Origin of the sequence: Isoptericola hypogeus, assembly GCF_039531145.1 — a bacterium.
Lineage (GTDB): Bacteria > Actinomycetota > Actinomycetes > Actinomycetales > Cellulomonadaceae > Isoptericola > Isoptericola hypogeus.
This window is the reverse complement of record NZ_BAAAPM010000009.1, coordinates 299,613-316,701: the sequence shown is the minus strand read 5'-3', so window position 1 is coordinate 316,701 and position 17,089 is coordinate 299,613. Positions and strand designations below refer to the sequence as shown.

Annotated in this window: 10 protein-coding genes; 6 read left to right on the top strand and 4 right to left on the bottom strand. The window is 74.0% G+C overall.

The window, feature by feature from the left end; translation table 11 throughout:
* Both ABD254_RS19435 and ABD254_RS19430 read right to left on the bottom strand, forming a co-directional pair.
* On the bottom strand, positions 1-3,302 hold a 3,302-nt coding region (locus tag ABD254_RS19435), incomplete at its 3' end, for an ATP-binding protein (protein WP_344250454.1).
* Positions 3,303-3,474: 172 nt separating this feature from the next.
* On the bottom strand, positions 3,475-8,883 hold the full coding sequence (locus ABD254_RS19430) for a S8 family serine peptidase (protein ID WP_344250453.1): 5,409 nt from the start codon (positions 8,881-8,883) through the stop codon (positions 3,475-3,477).
* A gap of 181 nt (positions 8,884-9,064) precedes the next feature.
* Between ABD254_RS19430 and ABD254_RS19425 the strand changes: the two genes are divergently transcribed.
* A complete protein-coding gene (locus ABD254_RS19425; protein WP_344250452.1) occupies positions 9,065-9,415 on the top strand; it encodes a hypothetical protein in 351 nt (116 codons plus the stop codon).
* Here ABD254_RS19425 and ABD254_RS19420 read toward each other — a convergent pair.
* Positions 9,396-11,714 (bottom strand): MMPL family transporter, encoded by a 2,319-nt coding sequence (locus ABD254_RS19420; protein ID WP_344250451.1) that lies wholly within the window; start codon positions 11,712-11,714, stop codon positions 9,396-9,398. The two genes, ABD254_RS19425 and ABD254_RS19420, sit on opposite strands and share 20 nt — an antisense overlap.
* A gap of 36 nt (positions 11,715-11,750) precedes the next feature.
* Between ABD254_RS19420 and ABD254_RS19415 the strand changes: the two genes are divergently transcribed.
* The 4 genes from ABD254_RS19415 (at position 11,751) to ABD254_RS19400 (ending at position 14,860) form a co-directional block, all read left to right on the top strand.
* Positions 11,751-12,281, top strand: coding sequence for a MarR family winged helix-turn-helix transcriptional regulator (locus ABD254_RS19415; RefSeq protein ID WP_344250450.1), 531 nt, complete (start codon positions 11,751-11,753; stop codon positions 12,279-12,281).
* A 10-nt stretch (positions 12,282-12,291) separates the two neighbouring features.
* A complete protein-coding gene (lipB, locus tag ABD254_RS19410; RefSeq protein WP_344250449.1) occupies positions 12,292-12,984 on the top strand; it encodes a lipoyl(octanoyl) transferase LipB in 693 nt (230 codons plus the stop codon).
* 122 nt (positions 12,985-13,106) lie between these two features.
* Positions 13,107-14,117: a lipoyl synthase gene (gene lipA, locus ABD254_RS19405; RefSeq protein ID WP_344250447.1), complete on the top strand. Its 1,011-nt coding sequence runs from the start codon at positions 13,107-13,109 to the stop codon at positions 14,115-14,117.
* A gap of 11 nt (positions 14,118-14,128) precedes the next feature.
* Complete coding sequence (locus ABD254_RS19400; RefSeq protein ID WP_344250446.1) at positions 14,129-14,860, top strand: DUF4191 domain-containing protein; 732 nt, start codon at positions 14,129-14,131, stop codon at positions 14,858-14,860.
* A 132-nt stretch (positions 14,861-14,992) separates the two neighbouring features.
* Here the strand turns inward: ABD254_RS19400 and ABD254_RS19395 are convergent, their stop codons facing one another.
* Positions 14,993-15,457: an RDD family protein gene (locus ABD254_RS19395; protein ID WP_344250445.1), complete on the bottom strand. Its 465-nt coding sequence runs from the start codon at positions 15,455-15,457 to the stop codon at positions 14,993-14,995.
* Positions 15,458-15,656: 199 nt separating this feature from the next.
* Here ABD254_RS19395 and glnA point away from each other — a divergent pair, with 199 nt between their 5' ends.
* On the top strand, positions 15,657-17,081 hold the full coding sequence (gene glnA / locus ABD254_RS19390) for a type I glutamate--ammonia ligase (RefSeq protein ID WP_344250444.1): 1,425 nt from the start codon (positions 15,657-15,659) through the stop codon (positions 17,079-17,081).
* The last annotated feature ends 8 nt before the right edge of the window (positions 17,082-17,089 follow it).

Sequence of the window (17,089 nt, the reverse complement as noted above, 5' to 3'; positions counted from 1 at the left end):
GCCGCCGCGGCGGCGCCCGGGTCGCCGGCAGCCCGCAGCGCGGCCGCGTGCACGCCGCCCACGACCGCCTCGAGCACGCGCTCCCCCGCCCCGCGGGTGCGCGCCAGCTCGGCCGCGCTCCGCGCCACGGCGACGTCGGCCCGCCCTGCCGCGAGGTCCAGCCGGGCCCGCAGGTGCTCCGTCGGCAGCGACCGCACCTCGTCGAGGAGGGGCACGGCCCCGTCCGTGTCGCCCGACTCGAGCCGGTGCTCCACCTCGACGACGAGCGCCTCGTCCACGGCCTGCCGGTCACCGCGCGCGTCGGCGGCGGCGCGCGCGGCGGCCGCCCTCTCCCCCACGTCGGGGCTCCCGGTGCGCATGCCGACCCGCGCCCCGGCCACGAGCACGTACGGGACGGACCACGCCTCCAGGCCCGCCAGCTCGACGAGGGCCCGGTCCACGGCGGCGGCCGCCTGCGCGACGTCGTCGCGCAGCAGGTGCAGCTCGGCGACGTTCGCCAGCTCGAACGAGACGTCGGCGGCGTTGCCCGTCCGCTCTGCGAGCTCGAGCGCCCGTGCGCCGGCGGCGAGCGCGTCGCCGAGCCGCCCCGAGCGCCGCGCCTGCTCGCGCTGCACGGAGAGCACGGAACCCAGGATGTGCTGGTCGCCGAAGGCCTCGGCGTGCGGCAGCGCCTGGTCCGCCGCCCGGCCCGCCTCGACGAACCGGCCGTCCAGGGCGTACGCGCTGGCCAGGAGCGACGACGCGCGGGCGAGGAGGCCCCGGCGGTCCGGGCCGAGCACCCGGCCGGCGGCCGCGCGCCCCGCGGTGGCCGCGACGACGGCGTCCGCGTAGCGCCCGACCACGAGGTACGCCAGCGCCGACCCGAGGCGGTGGATCGCGACGGCGTGGGGCCCGACGTCGTCGCCGAGGGCGTACGTCTCCAGCACGACGAGGGCGGTGTCCGCGTCCCGGGCCCGCGCCAGCGACTCCGCGAGCCGTCCGGCGGCCTCCGCCAGCAGGTCCGGCTCCTCCCTCCGCGCGAGGTCGTCGACGGCCTCGCGCAGGATCCGGACCGCCTCCGGGTACCGGCCCATGCGCTGCAGCACCGCGCTGCGGTCGACGCGCGCGCGGGCGGCGTCCGCCACCGCACGGTCGAGGCGTTCGGTGAGCTGCAGGTAGTACCGGTCCGCGGTGTCGTTGGCCCCCAGTGCGGCGGCACGCTCGGCGGCCCGCCGCAGATAGTCCACGGCGCGAGGGTCGTCCGCGCGGGCGAGGTGCCCGGCGAGCGTGTCCACGGCGTCGGGCCGCCGGCGCAGCACCGCGTCCGAGTACGCCGCGTGGATCTGCCGGCGCCGCGCCGACGACAGCCGCTCGTAGCACGTGACCCGCACGAGCGGGTGCCGGAAGGCGAGCCCCGGCACCGTCCGGCCGTCGACCGCGACCTCGCGCTCGACCAGCACGGACGCGAGCACGGCTCCCTCCGCCCCGGACGACGCCCGGGCGGCGGACATGCCGGGGTGCAGTCCCTCGGCGGCCACCTCGACGGCCTCGGACAGGGAGACGCCGTCGCCCGCCACCGCCACGACCTCCGCCACCCGGCGCGCCGCGGGCTCGAGGCGCGACAACCGCTCCGCGACGAGCTGCCGCACGCCCCGCGGCGCCGCGATGTCGGCCGGGTCGTCTCCCGTGCCCGCCGGGCCGCGGTCGTCCTCGTGCTCCCGGCGCTCCACCTCGCGGGCGAGCTCCACCGCGAACAGCGGGTTGCCGAGCGAGAGCTCCCAGACCCGTTCGCGCACCCGTTCGCCGGGGTCGCGCCCGAGGGTGTCGGTCACGAGAACGTCGACGTCGGCACGGGACAGCCGCCCCAGGTCGACCACCCGCGCGAGCCCGGCGCGCCCGAGCCCGGTCAGCACGCCACGCCGCGGGTCGTCCTCGTCCAGCTCGTCGTCGCGGAACGTCACGACGAACCGGACGGCGCTGCGCTCCTGGGCCGCCCGGCGCGCCAGGTGCCCCACGAGCTGCAGCGACCCGAGGTCTCCCGCGTGCACGTCGTCGAAGACCACGAGCACCGGCGCGGTGGCCGCCAACTCGTCGAGGAGTGCGCCGACGGCGCGGAAGAGCCTGAGCCGCTCCTCCTCAGGGCTGCGGGACGAGGCGGTCTCCGCGAGGCCGAGGGACGGCAGCACCGCGGCGAGGTCGGGGTGCTCCACCGCGACGTCCGCCCGGCGCGCCACCGGGGCGTCGGAGAGCCACGCGTCGAGCGCCTCCACGACCAGCCCGTACGGCGTGCTCCCCTCCGCCTCGTGCCCCGCTCCCCACAGCACGGTCCACCCGGCGTCGACGGCGCGACGCGCGGTCTCCGTCACCCACCGCGTCTTGCCCAGGCCGGCCTCGCCGCCCACCAGCGCGACCGGAGCGGGGTCGTCCCCCAGGACGCCGTCCACCACCGACCCGTGCCCGACCGTCCGGCCGGGCGGCGCGTCGCGCAGCGGGGCGGGCACGTAGCGATGGGTGGCGGCGCGCACGGGTTCGGTCCCCGCGCCCAGCGCACGGCGGTGCAGCCGCTCGGTCGCGGCGTCCGGGCGCACACCGAGCTCGGCCGCGAGCGCCTGGCGGCAGCGGTGGTACTGCCGCAGGGCCTGCCGCCGCAGCCCCTTGGCCAGGTACGCCTCCATCGCCAGGCGGTGCGCCCGCTCGTCGGCCGGGTCGGCGTCGAGCAGGTCCTGCGCCGCCTCGACCGCCTCCTCCGCCGACCCGTCCGCGAGCAGCGCCTCGCCGTGCGCGACCCGCAGCCGCCGGCGCAGGTCGGCCAGGTGCTCGCGGCGCGCGCGCGCCCAGTCGGCGTACCGGTCCTCGGGCAGGAGCTCGCCCGTGAACCGCGCCAGGGCGGAGGCGAGCGCGACCGCTTCCCCGGCGCGCAGGGCGTCGGCCGCGCCGCGCTCGGCGTCGTCGGCGTCGACGTCCACGAGCGCCGTGAGACGCAGCAGTACGCCGTCGGTCACGAGGTACGACGACGCGGCCCGCGGGGCGAGGTCCGGCTCCAGGGCGCGCCGCGCCGCGTGCAGCGTCACCCGCAGGTTCCGCTGCGCCGCCTCCGGCCCGGCGTCGGGCCAGCACACCGCCATCACCTGCTCGCGGTGCAGCTGGTGCCCGGGGCTCACGGCCAGGAGCTTGACGAGGTCGCGGGCGGCGGCCCGGGGCCAGCGGGCCTCGGGTGCGTGAGCGCCCGCCCGGTCGACGCCGAACCCCCCGAGCAGCCGGACCCGCAGCCGCGGGACCTGGCGCTCGGGCGCCGTCTGGTCCTCGATCCCGGTGCCGCTCACGGGGCGACACGATAGACCTCGGGATCGCGTCTCGTGTCACGGGTGTCAGCGGCACACGTCCCCGGCACCCCGGGCGATGGCCGTCGTCGGTCGTCCGGAAGACGGGACGAGCCCCCGGCCTGGTGGCCGGGGGCTCGTCGAGCGGCGGCGGGCCGGGCGCCCCGCGCGCCGGTCAGGACGCGTCGATGCCGAACGTCGTCAGGTGGCGGATCCCGTTCTCCGAGATCCGGTACCCACCGCCGAGCAGCTCGGCGGCCCGGTCGGTGCCCACCTCGTCGAAGTTGAGCATCAGCACCTCGTCGACCCCGTCGGAGTCGAGGTCGGCCACGAGGGCCTCACGCCCGCCGGGCGTGAGCCCGCTCGCCAGCGAGGGCGGATACTGACGCCCGGCGGTGAGGACGGCGGGGTCGTAGACGGAGAAGCCGCCCGCGCCCGCGGCGACGATCAGCGACCGGCCGCCGGGGCCCGTGGCCAGGTCAGCCGTCGAGATCAGCGGCACGGTCAGGGTCTGGTGGTCGACGCCGTCCGGCGTCCACGTGCGCAGGCTCGCGCTGCCCGCCTGCACCAGCCCGTCGGGCGTGGTGATGAAGTTGCCGTGCGTCCACAGCCCGCCGGTGGCCGTGGTGTGCAGCAGCTCGCCGGTGCGGCCGTCGCGGATCTCCACGAAATTGTACGTGTTCTTGAACGGCTCCGTCGCATCCGCGTACCAGGTGTAGACCACGGCGTGGCCGTCCGCGTACGGGATCTCCGGCGAGGCGAACGTCCCGTGGCGCAGCGGCACCGCACGGACGACGCCGTTGGTGCTCCCCGCCGGGTTCGGGTCGACGGTCCAGGCCACCGAGCCGTCGGCCGCGGCCAGGGCGACCCCGCCGGCGGCGGTCTCGTCCAGGTCGAGCCCCTTCTGGCTCACGTACTGGGCGTAGACCTGGCCGTCGCCGAACGACACGTCGGCGAAGACGACCTCGCCCGCGTCCTTCGGCGCGTACGACCAGACCTGGCGGCCGCGGCCGTCGTAGGCCCGCACCGCGTCGGTCGCGACGACGATCTCCTCGTCGCCGTCCCCGTCCAGGTCGCTGGCAGCGACGGTGCGCACGAACTGGGCGCCGCCGTCGATGGTGCGCAGCACCTTGCCCGTACGGGCGTCGAGGACCACGGTCGCGGAGTCGGCCGCGACGAGGACCTCGTCCTTGCCGTCGCCGTCCACGTCGGCCGTCACCATCGCGTGGATCTGGCCGGGAACGGTGGTGTGCCACAGCTCCCGCGGCTCGCCGCCGACGAGCGACGGGCCCGAGTAGGCCCACACCCCGCGCGACTCGCCGCCGACGACCACGTCGAGGTGCTCGTCGCCGTCGACCCGCGTCGTCACGGCCGACGACAGCTCCGCCTGCATCGGCAGGACGTCGCGCTCGCGGCCGGTCAGCAGCGTGTAGGTGTGGACGTTCTGGTCGGGGTCGACCGTGCGAAGGTTCCACCCGAGCCCGCGGACGGGCTCAGCCGCGGTCTGCGACGCCACGGCGAGGCCGCGCTTCTCCCACAGGACGGTGCCGGTGGGGCCGAGCAGGACAGCGAGCCGCGCAGCCCGGAGGGCGCCGCGGTTCGCCGCGCCCTCGTTCCCGGCGTCGTCCTGGTAGGAGACGACGAGCCGGCCATCGACGGCCTGCAGACCCCAGGCGATGGCGCCGTTGTCGATGTTGGCCTTGTCCCGCTTCACCGTCCGCGACCACATCAGCCCGCCCTCGCGGCCGTCGAACGCCCGCACGGTGCTGGCGTTGACCACCAGGTTCGAGTCGAACGTGGCCTCGCTCACCGCGAAGGCGTCGCCCTTGCCGAGGTCGAGGTCGCCGACGACGAGGTCGATCGGCAGCGCGTTGACCCGGGTCTCGAGGACCGACCGCTCGCCGCCGGCGAGGGAGTACGCCACCACGGCGTAGTCGACGGCGTCCATGGTGTCCGACTGCTCCAGGGCGAGCAGCCGGTCGTGGGTGGCGTCCAGGTGGAGCTGACGCGAGTAGCGCCGGTCCGTCTGCGACCACACCGTGGAGCCGTCCGCGACGTCGAGCACGAGCGTGTGACCGCTCGGGACGGCGTCGAGGCTCGTCTTGCGCTGGTTCCAGCCGACGGCCACCCGTCCGTCGCCGAGCGGCTCGATCGTCGACCAGACGGCGGCCGCCCCGGCCCCCGTGTCGTACGACCACAGCTCCTCGGCCGTGAGGCCCTCGCCGTCGGGCGTGAGCTCGAGCGCGGTCAGCGTCGCCGTGGCGCCCGCCGGGGCGTTGAGGTTGTTCGTCGGCGAGTCGGCGACCAGCAGAGTGTCCCCGACGAGGGAGATCGCGTGGGCCCCCGCGTACAGCTTGTGCCACAGCATGTCGCCGGTCGCGCCGTCGAGCACGGAGACGAACGTGCCGTTGGGCAGCGACGACCCCGGCGACGTGAACGGGCGGTACGGCGTGACGCCGGCGCTCGCGGAGAAGACGACGTCGTCGACGCCGTCGCCCGAGAGGTCACCGGTGGCCCACCCCTGGTCGGAGGACGGCGTGCCGACGCCCACCGCGTTGAAGCCCATCACGGTGCGGACCCGGAACGGCACGGACTGCCACGGCCGGACGTTCTTGACCTGCCACTGGCCGTAGTAGTCGTCGTTGCCCCGCGTCCAGACGACGTCGCCGTCGGCGGTGCGGCGCTGGACCGTGCCCAGCGCGCTGAGCACGACGTAGCCGCCGTCGGTGCCGTCGAGGGACCCGGTCACGGACATGCCGTCGACGGACTCGATCGCGGACCGCTTCGTCACCGTCAGCGCGGCGTCCTCGTCGGCCGTGGCAGCCTCTTCGTTCGCGGCGGCGTCATCTGCGGCGGTCGCCTCGTCGGCGTCCTCCGTGTCCGCGACGTCGTCCCCGTACGGGTCGAGGTTCAGGCGACCCGCGAGGATGTCCGCCTGCTTCTGCGTCAGCTTCATGGCCTTCGACCCAGCGCCGTCACCGGCGGCGGGGTCCGCCACCTCGGACGGGGTGAAGGTGATCGCGGTGTCGTCGGCCAGCAGCGCGGCGTCCACGGCGTAGTCCAGGGCCACGGTGCCGGCCTGGTTCTCGATGCCCACCGTCGCGGACGAGCCCTTCTCGACGTCGCCCTTCAGGCCGCGGTACTGCAGCGTGATGTCGCTCGTCGCCTCGTCGAAGAGGACCTCGAACGAGACCCGCCTGCTCGGGTCGGAGTCGAGCCTCGCGTTCTCCCAGACGATCGCGAAGGTGCGGGCGCCTGCCTTGCCGGTGGTCGTCGTCGAGACCTTCGAGAGGCGGTCGAGCACGAGGTCGTCCCAGTACGCCGCGACGATCCCGTTCGGCGCGGCCTCGGCCGGCAGCGCGGTGTTGGCGTAGTCGCCGAGGCGGGGCTGCAGGAAGTTCACGAGCCCGTTCGTGGTGACGTTGACGTTGGAGTACGAGACGCCGTAGAAGCTCACCGGGAACGGCAGCGCGAGCGTCGTCGCGTCCTCGTCGCCGGTGAGGGCGACCCGGTCGCGGCCCGAGACCCAGGACGAACGCACCTCGGTGCACGAGTTCCCGAGCACGTCGGTGCGCGCCGGCAGGTCGACGGTGACCGTCTCGGCGCCGTCGACGGTGAGCGGGTCGCTGCCGACGCCGTTGCACAGCACCGGCGCGGCGGGCCGCGTGACGAGGGTGTAGTCCCCCTCGGCGACGGCGGGGACCGAAAAGCGGCCCCGCGCGTCGGTGGTCACGGCGTCGAGCGGCGTGCCCGAGACGGCCACGGTCGCGCGGGCGAGCACGTCGCCGTTCGCGTCGTGCACCGTGCCGGTCACCGCGTGCGAGGGCACGGCGGCGAGGGAGAAGTCCTGCGCGACGTCCTCGCCGGCGGCGAGCTCCACGCCCTCGAGGGACTGCGGGGCGTAGCCGTATCCGGCGACGTCCAGCGTGTAGGTGCCCGCGGCCAGGGTCATGCGGTACGACCCGTCGGCCTTGGTCGTGACGGTCCGGGACACCCCGGTGCCGCTGGCCTTCACCGTGACGTTCGAGGCCGGCGCACCGTCGGTGTCCGTCACCGTGCCGGTGACCGTCGCGGCGGTGTGGGGGGCCGCGTCCACGGCGGCGAGCACGTCGAGCTTGCCCTCGCCCCAGACGTTGTTGTCGTCGGCGTCGCCGCCGCAGCGGACGTCCTCGACGTCGCGAGCCGTGTCGTCGAGCAGGGTCCGCGTGCCCTCGATGTTGCCGATGAGGGACGGCGCCTGCGCCCACAGCAGCGCGACGGCGCCCGCGACGTGCGGGGTGGCCATCGAGGTGCCGTTGAGCGCCGTGTACGTGGAGCCGGGGTACGTCGAGCGCACGTTCACGCCCGGCGCGGACAGGCTCGGCGTCGCCGAGCCGTCGAGCGCCGACGGGCCGTAGCCGGAGAACGACGCGATCTTGCCGGCCGCGTCGTAGGCGCCGACCGCGTACACGGCCTGCTGGGCGCCCGGCGACGTCGCCGTGGAGCAGGTACGTCCGTCGCCGTCGTTGCCGGCGGCGAAGGCGTCGAAGATGCCGGCCGCGTTCCACGCGGCGACGGTCTCGCCGTAGAACGAGGTCTGCCCGCCGCCCCACGAGTTGTTCACGACGTTGGGCGCCAGGTCCGGGCGCGGGTTCTGCCCGTTGGCGTCGGTCGGCGCGAGGATCCACTGGCCCGCGGCCAGCAGCGACGCGTCGGAGCAGCTGCGCGCCTCGCAGCCCTTGGCGGCGATCCACGTGGCGCCGGGCGCGACGCCGATGCCGTCCGCACCGACCATGGTGCCCATCGTGTGGGTGCCGTGGCCGTTGTTGTCGCAGGGGGTGTCGCCGCAGGTGCCGGTCGGGTCGTAGAAGTTGTAGTCGTGGTCGAACGTCCCGTCACCGAGGTTGCCTCGGTAGGAGTCCACGAGCGCCGGGTGGTCGTACTGGACCCCGGAGTCGATGTTGGCGATGACGATGCCCTCGCCGCGGTCGTCGTACGTGGACCAGACCTGGTCGGCCTTGATGTCCGCGACGCCCCACTCGGGCGTGACCGCGTCGTCCGCGGTCGTGCCCGTCTCGTCCGCCGTCCCGTCCGCCTCCGTCGCGGACTCGACCGCCGACGCCAGCGCGGCCGGCGACGCCTCGGAGTCCTGCAGCTCGTAGTGCTGCTCGCCGACGATCTCGGCGACGTCGTCGCGCGCGGTGAGCTGCTCGACGACCGCAGGGTCGTCGGTGGTCACGCGCAGGACGTTGGCGATCCAGAACGGCTCGTAGCCGACGCCCTCCGCGTCGAGCAGCGCGCGCACGGGCTCCTGGGTGGTGGTCGCCGTGTCCTGCAGGGCCTCGACGGTGGCCTCGGCCTTCGCGGTGTGGCTCTTGCGCCGCTCGGCGGCGGACAGGTCGGCCTGGTCGTCCATGACGACGTAGAAGGTCGATTCCTTCTCCGCGGTCAGGGCGCGCGCGACGGACGCTTCGACCTTGGCGTCGCCGTCGGGCTGCGGGTCGGTGGACGCCGCGGTGGCGGCGGGCGCGACGGTCGCGCTGAGCGCGAGCGTCGTGGCGACCGCCCAGGCGACGCGGCGCCTCAGGGTGCGGGGTGAGGACACGAGGGGATCTCCTTGTTCCGCCGGGCCAGGGCCCGGCGCGGGACGGTTGCCGTCACGCTAGGGAGCGGGAGTTACAGACCAGTTACCCGGACGCCGGCCCCCCGCTTGCCTGCTTCTCCCACCTCCCGTAGACCTTGGAGGACGCACGACGCTCACGGAGCCCACCTGGACGGAGCAGACGATGGCGACACGGCTGAACAAGACGGCGCTCGATCAGGCACGCGCGCTGGTGCGCGACGGGAAGGTCGTGCGCGACGAGCGCGACGACTGGAGCGAGCACGCCCCGAGCGCCGACGACGAGAACCGGTTCGTCGACGCCCAGGGGTGGACGGAGTTCCGGCACTGGCACCTCGGCGTCGACGACGACGAGAACCCCGAGACGAAGCAGGCGGTCAGCTTCCCCTACGGCGACCTCACGAAGGTCCACCGCTGCGCGGTGATCTCGCTGGAGAGCCGCGCGGGGCAGTACGACCACGACGACATCCGGGACGCCGCCAAGGCGCTGCTGGAGCTCATCGACTCGACGGGGTGACCCCGCGTCCCAGCCGCGAGGGCCACCACGTCCGGTCGCCGACGTCGTGTACGAGTGCAGGCACGAGCAGGCTGCGGACCACGAGCGTGTCCACCAGGACGCCGAACGCCACGATGAACGCGATCTGGGCGAGGAAGAGCAGCGGGACCACGCCGAGCGCGGCGAACGTCGCCGCGAGCACGACGCCCGCGGACGTGATGACCGAGCCCGTGACGGCCAGCCCGCGCAGCACTCCACGACGGGTGCCGACCTGCAGGCTCTCCTCGCGCACGCGCGTCATGAGGAAGATCGAGTAGTCCACCCCGAGCGCGACCAGGAAGCAGAAGGCATAGAGCGGGACGGCCGGGTCGGCGCCGGGGAAGCCGAGGACGTGGTCGAACACGAGGGCCGCCACCCCCAGCGCGAACCCGAAGGACAGCACGTTGGCGGCCATGAGCAGCGCCGCCGCGAGGACGGAGCGCAGCAGCAGCACCAGGATCACGAAGACCACCGCGAGCACCACGGGCACGATGACGCGCAGGTCGCGCTGCCCGGCCACCTGCGTGTCGAGGCGCTCGGCGGCAGCGCCGCCCACGACCGCGTCCGGCGAGACGTCGTGCACGGAGGTGCGCAGGTCGGCCACCGTGTCGACCGCCTCCTGGCTGTCCGACGGCGCCGCGGTCGTGACGTCCACCCGCACCTGCCCGTCGACGACCAGCGGGTCGCCCTGGGCCGGCTGTCCCGGCGCGGCGGCGGGCTGGTCCGTGACGACGGTCGCGGCGGTGACGCCGCCGGTGCCCTCGGCCGCGGCGACCACGGCGTCGGCGTCGTCCTCGGGCGCGACGACGATCGCGGGCTGGGCGGACACGCCCTCGAAGTGACGGGTCAGCGCCTCCTCCCCGTCGACGGAGTCGACCTGGGTGAGGAAGACCTCGGAGTCCCCGGTGCCGCTCGCGTCGAGCGTCGGGACGAACGCCGCCCCGGCGGCGAGCACGAGGGCGGTCACGACCCACACCGGGCGGTCGTGCCGGCCGACGAAGCTCGCCACCCGCGACCAGATCCCGTGCGCGGCGACGTCCACCCGGTCGTCGTCGGCGTCGTCGACGGCTCCGGCCGCCCCACAGTGCCCCGGGGTGCCGCCGGCCGGGTCGGTCGCGTCCGGCGCTCCGGGGGCGTCGGAGTGCCGGCCCAGCGCGTGCGGGATCCGGGGCCAGAACACCCACCGCGCCCGCTGGCCGCCGACGAGGAGCAGCGCCGGCAGGAGGGTGAGCGCGGACAAGAACGCGGCGACGATGCCGATCGCCGCGACCGGCCCGAGGCTGCGGTTGGACGCCAGGTCGGACAGGAGCAGGCACAGCAGGCCCGCGATGACCGTGCCGGCGCTCGCGGCGATGGGCTCGATCGAGGCACGCACCGCGCGCCGCAGCGCGGTGTACGGCGACACGGTGACGGTCAGCTCCTCGCGATAGCGCGCGACGAGGAGCAGGGCGTAGTCCACCGACGCGCCCACCACGAGGATCGACAGGATGCCCTGCGACTGCCCGTTCAGCGTGAGAACGTCGTTCGCGGCGAGCTGGTAGACCACCAGGCCGGCGAGGCTGAGCGCGAGCACAGCCGTGAAGATGACCACGAACGGCAGCACCGGTGAGCGGTAGACCAGCGCCAGGATGACGAGGACCGCGCCGAGGGCCACCAGCAGCAGCACGGTGTCGATCGCGCCGAAGGCGGTGACGAGGTCGGCCACGAACCCGGCAGGCCCGGTGACCCAGGCGTCCAGGCCGGTCCCGGCGAGACCGTCGTCGGAGGCGTCCGCGGCGACCAGGTCACGCAGCGCCCCGATCGCGAGCTCCGAGACGCTCGACTCCTCGGCCCCGACGTCCTCGGACGCCAGGTCGGCGTCGAGCGAGACCACGACCAGGGCAGCCTGCCCGTCCTCGGACGGCACGACGACGGGGTCGGCGATGCTGGCGTCCCCGACGGTGCGGGGCTCGTCCCCCGAGGTCCCCTCGAGCGGCGCGTCCGGGATCGCGTCGGCATAGGCCTGCACGTCGGCGAGCTGCGCGCGCGTCAGCGCCGACCCGTCGGAGGTCTCGGCGACGACGAGCGCCGGGAGCGTCTCCGAGTCGGTGAACTCGCTGCCGAGCTCGGCCGCCTGCGTGGACTCGGCGCTCTCGGGCAGGAACGCCGCGTTGTCGTTCGTCTGGACGCTGCTCAGGTTGCCCTGCGCCTGCCCGCCGAGCGCGCCGACGGCGAGCCACACCCCGATCGCTGCCAGAATGGCGAGACCGCGGACGACGCCCGACCACCTATTACTCAGCATGCTGAGTATTCTGCCTCGGAGGGAGGTGAGCAGCAAGTGCCCGACGACGCACCGCCGCAGCCGGCGTCCCCCGGCGGCCCCGGGCCGATCGGGGCCGACCCCACCAGCGCGGACCCGGCCGAGTGGCCCACCGGCCGGCTGCTGTTCACCGTCGTGCGCCGCATCGAGCACGACTGGAACGCGCACCTCGCGGGCTGGGACCTCAACCACGCGGGCTTCCCCGTGCTGCTGCACCTCCTGGCCGGCCCCCGCACGCAGCGCGAGCTCGCCCGGCTCAACGGCGTCACCGAACAGACCATGAGCCGGGTCGTGGCACGGCTGGAACGCGCCGGCCACGTCACCCGCGACGACGACCCGCGCGACCGGCGGCGACGGGCGGTCGCCGTCACCGACGCCGGGCGCCTGGCCGCCGCCGAGGCCGCTCGGGTGCAGCCCGCCGAGGACCTCACCACCCGGGGCCTGGACGCCGCCCAGGTCGCCGCGCTGCGCGAGATCCTCGTCACCCTGGTGCGCGCGCAGCAGGGTGCGCGCGAGACGCCCGCCGCACCCGACCGGCCGGAGGGTTAGCCTGCTCGGCGTGGACGTGATGACGCTGCCCGGCCTGACCGACTACCACGAGGCGTGGGAGCTGCAGCGCCGCGTCCACGCCCAGGTCGTCGCGGGCGAGCGCCCGGACACGTTGATCGTCGTCGAGCACCCCGACGTCTACACGGCCGGGCGGCGCACCCGCCGCGACGAGCGCCCCGACGACGGCACCCCCGTGGTCGACGTCGACCGCGGCGGCAAGATCACCTGGCACGGCCCCGGCCAGCAGGTCGTCTACCCGATCCTGCGGCTGGCCGAGCCGGTGGACGTCGTCGCGTACGTCCGGGCCCTCGAGGAGGCGGTCATGCGGGTGTGCGCGGGCTTCGGCCTCGCCACGATCCGCGTCGACGGTCGCACCGGCGTGTGGTTCGCCGCGGACGACGACCTGCGCGAGCGCAAGGTCTGCGCGATCGGCGTGCGCACGGCGAAGGGCGTCACGATGCACGGCCTCGCGCTGAACTGCTGCCCCGACCTGAGCCGCTTCGAGCGCATCGTGCCGTGCGGCATCACGGACGCCGACGTGACGTCGCTGACGATCGAGACCGGCCGCCGGGTCGCGCCCGGCGACGTCGCCCGGCCCCTGGTCGATGCGCTCGAAGACTGCCTGGACCCGCTGCGCGTGCACCCCGACGTCGCCCTCGCGGCCGCCCGGCGGGATGTTGCCGAGGTCACGTCCACCCTCTGAGAGTCGCCGTCGTCGCGGCGCGGCGGCTCCCGTAGTCTGGCGAGGTCCGGCGCGGTACCAGGGGGCTCACAGCCCCGACGCCGCCCGGCGTCCACCTGCTCGACGACGACCGGGAGACACCCGTGACGATCGCACCCGAGGGCCGCCGCATGCTGCGCGTCGAGGCCCGCAACGCCGCCACCCCCATCGAGAAGAAGCCCGAGTGGATCAAGACGAAGGCCGTGATGGGTCCCGAGTACCGGGAGCTCAAGGGCCTGGTCAAGGGCGAGGGCCTGCACACGGTGTGCGAGGAGGCGGGCTGTCCCAACATCTTCGAGTGCTGGGAGGACCGGGAGGCCACGTTCCTCATCGGCGGCGACCAGTGCACGCGCCGCTGCGACTTCTGCCAGATCGACACGGGCAAGCCGGCCGACTTCGACGCCGACGAGCCGCGCCGCGTGGCCGAGTCGGTCCGCACCATGGGCCTGAAGTACTCGACGATCACGGGCGTCGCGCGCGACGACCTGGCCGACGGCGGCGCCTGGCTCTACGCCGAGACCGTGCGCCAGATCCACGCCCTCAACCCGGGCACCGGCGTCGAGCTACTCATCCCGGACTTCAACGCGATCCCCGAGCTCCTCGACGAGGTCAACGGGTCGCGGCCCGAGGTCATGGCGCACAACGTCGAGACCGTGCCCCGCATCTTCAAGCAGATCCGCCCGGGCTTCCGGTACGACCGCTCGCTGTCCGTGCTGACGCGCGCCCGCGAGGCGGGTCTCGTCACCAAGTCGAACCTCATCCTCGGCATGGGCGAGACGATCGAGGAGTGCAAGGTCGCGCTGCAGGACCTGCACGACGCCGGCTGCGACCTCATCACCATCACCCAGTACCTGCGCCCGTCCCTGCGCCACCACCCGGTGGACCGCTGGGTGCGGCCCGAGGAGTTCGTCGAGCTGTCGCAGGCAGCCGAGGAGATCGGATTCCTGGGCGTCATGGCCGGCCCGCTGGTGCGCTCGTCGTACCGCGCCGGGCGGCTGTGGGGCCAGGCGATGACGCGCCGTGGCCTGCCGATCCCGGCGTCGCTCGCCCACCTCGCCGAGCCGACGACGTCCCGCCAGGAGGCCGCGAGCCTGCTGGCCCGCGCGGACCACTAGACTTGACGACCATGGCCCGCACGAAGTCCGACGCCGGCGCGCCCGACGCCACCGGCAAGCAGAAGAAGCCCAAGAAGCAGCGCTGGTACCACCAGGTGTGGGCCGCGTACCAGATGACCCGCAAGCAGGACCCCACGGTCACGTGGGTGCTCCTCGGCGTGTTCGTCGGCGTCCTGCTGCTCGCGTTCGCCGTCGGCCTGATCTTCGACGCCCCCGTCTACGCGCTGATCGTCGGCCTGCCGTTCGCGCTGCTCGGCGCGATGTTCACCCTGACGCGCAAGGCGGAGAAGGCGGCGTACACGCAGATCGCCGGGCAGCCCGGCGCGGCGCGCGCGGCCCTCGGCACGGTGCGCGGCGGCTGGACGTTCGACGACGAGCCCGTCGCGGTCAACCCCCGCACCCAGGACTTCATCTTCCGCGGCGTCGGACGCCCGGGGGTGGCCCTGGTCAGCGAGGGCCCGTCGCACCGCGTGACCCGGATGCTGGAGGACGAGCGCCGCAAGGTGGCCCGCGTGCTGCCGAACGTGCCGATCACGCTGATCCAGTGCGGCGACGAGGAGGGGCAGGTCCCGCTGCCCAAGATCGCCCGCAAGGTGCAGAAGCTCAAGCGCACGCTGACCCGGCCCGAGGCCGACCAGGTCAGCAAGCGGCTCAAGGCGCTCGGCGGCGCGCGGCTGCCCATCCCCAAGGGCGTCGACCCGATGCGCGCCCGCCCCGACCGCAAGGGCCTGCGCGGCCGCTGACCGCTGCCGGCTCACGCACGAGCCCCCGGTGCCACGAGGCGCCGGGGGCTCGTGTGCGTCTCCGGGCCTGCGCTGGCCCCGGGCCGGGGGCACGGGGCAGCGGCGCGGGGCGGCGGCGCCGGTTCCGCGGCGTCAGCGGCGGACGATGACGGTGCCCGCCCCGCGGTCGTGCAGCCCGCGGCCGTCAGGGCCCCACACCACGGCCGGGATGACCAGGCACAGCAGCAGGGTGCGGACCGCGCCGCGGGCGAAGCCGACGGCCGTCCCCGCGGGGCCGCCGAGCGCTCGGACCTGCAGGCGCAGCAGCCGGTGCCCGATCGTGAACCCGGCCGTGCTCACCAGCAGCACGTTCTCGAGGGCGAAGACCCCGAGCGTGACCATCGGGTTCAGCTCGGCGAAGGAGCCGGGGCTCGTCACGAGGTAGGCGATGAGGGTGGCGACCGCCCAGTCGACGACGAGCGCCACGAGCCGCCGTCCGACGGGTGCGGGCGACCCCGGGCCGGACTCCGGGAGCCCGAGCCGGGCGGCCGCCGAGGGGCCCTGGTGACCGGACGTCCCGCCCTCGAGCCACGATCCCATGTCCTCGCGCGATGCCATGGGATCAAGCCTACGTGCCGGTCACGAGGCCGTGTCCGACGCCCGGACCTGCCCGGTGGCCGGCCGGGGGATGCGCGTAACGTGTCGGAAACACCGGCGCCACGCCAGAGAAACGCCCCACCCCTAACGTCGTGGACGCCGACCATCGGCCCCTCACCGCGGTACGTCCGAGCGGTCTGTCCGACCAAGGAGCGCATGCATGTTCACCAACGCCGACGAGGCCATCGCCTTCACCCGTCGTGAGGGGGTGGAGTTCATCGACGTCCGGTTCATCGACCTGCCGGGGGTGATGCAGCACTTCAACATCCCCACCGAGCAGTTCTCGGAGGACTCCTTCACCGAGGGCCTCATGTTCGACGGCTCGTCGATCCGCGGCTTCCAGGCGATCCACGAGTCCGACATGAAGCTGGTCCCCGACGTCACGACGGCGTACCTGGACCCGTTCCGCAAGCGCAAGACGCTCATCATGAACTTCTCGATCGTGGACCCGTTCACGGACGAGCCGTACTCCCGTGACCCGCGCACGATCGCCGCCAAGGCCGAGGCGTACCTGAAGTCGACCGGCATCGCCGACACCGCGTTCTTCGCCCCGGAGGCGGAGTTCTACATCTTCGACGACGTGCGCTTCAAGACCTCGTCGAACGAGGGCTACTACCACATCGACTCCGTCGAAGCCGCGTGGAACACCGGCCGCGAGGAGGAGGGTGGCAACCTCGGGTACAAGACCCGCTACAAGGGCGGCTACTTCCCCGTCTCCCCCAACGACCAGTTCGCGGACCTGCGGGACGAGATGTGCGCCGCGCTGGCCGAGGTCGGCCTCGACGTCGAGCGCGCGCACCACGAGGTGGGCACCGCCGGCCAGCAGGAGATCAACTACCGGTTCAACACGCTGCTGCACTCCGCCGACGACCTGATGAAGTTCAAGTACGTCATCAAGAACGTCGCGTGGCAGGCCGGTAAGTCGGTCACCTTCATGCCGAAGCCGATCTTCGGCGACAACGGCTCGGGCATGCACTCGCACCAGTCGCTGTGGCTGAACGGCGAGCCCCTCTTCTACGACGAGAAGGGCTACGGCGGTCTGTCCGACATGGCCCGCTGGTACATCGGCGGCCTGCTCAAGCACGCGCCGTCGCTGCTGGCGTTCACCAACCCGTCGGTGAACTCCTACCACCGCCTGGTTCCGGGCTACGAGGCTCCGGTCAACCTGGTCTACTCGGCCCGCAACCGCTCCGCGTGCATCCGCATCCCGGTCACCGGCTCGTCGCCGAAGGCCAAGCGTGTCGAGTTCCGCGTGCCGGACCCGTCGGCCAACCCCTACCTCGCGTTTGCCGCCCAGCTCCTCGCGGGCATCGACGGAATCAAGAACCGCATCGAGCCGCCGGCGCCGATCGACAAGGACCTGTACGAGCTGCCCCCCGAGGAGCACGCGCAGATCGCCCAGGTGCCCGCCTCCCTCGGTGAGGCCCTCGACAACCTCGAGCGCGACCACGAGTTCCTGACCCAGGGCGACGTCTTCTCGGAGGACCTCATCGCCACCTGGATCGAGTACAAGCGCAGCGCCGAGATCGACCCGATCCGGCTGCGCCCGCACCCCCACGAGTTCGAGCTCTACTACGACATCTGAGCCATAGC

Excerpts from the sequence above, each read along its gene's own strand:
- ABD254_RS19395 (WP_344250445.1), bottom strand. The coding sequence starts at position 15,457 with ATGGCATCGCGCGAGGACATGGGATCGTGGCTCGAGGGCGGGACGTCC.
- glnA (WP_344250444.1), top strand. The coding sequence starts at position 15,657 with ATGTTCACCAACGCCGACGAGGCCATCGCCTTCACCCGTCGTGAGGGG.
- ABD254_RS19420 (WP_344250451.1), bottom strand. The coding sequence starts at position 11,714 with ATGCTGAGTAATAGGTGGTCGGGCGTCGTCCGCGGTCTCGCCATTCTG.
- ABD254_RS19425 (WP_344250452.1), top strand. The coding sequence starts at position 9,065 with ATGGCGACACGGCTGAACAAGACGGCGCTCGATCAGGCACGCGCGCTG.
- ABD254_RS19400 (WP_344250446.1), top strand. The coding sequence starts at position 14,129 with ATGGCCCGCACGAAGTCCGACGCCGGCGCGCCCGACGCCACCGGCAAG.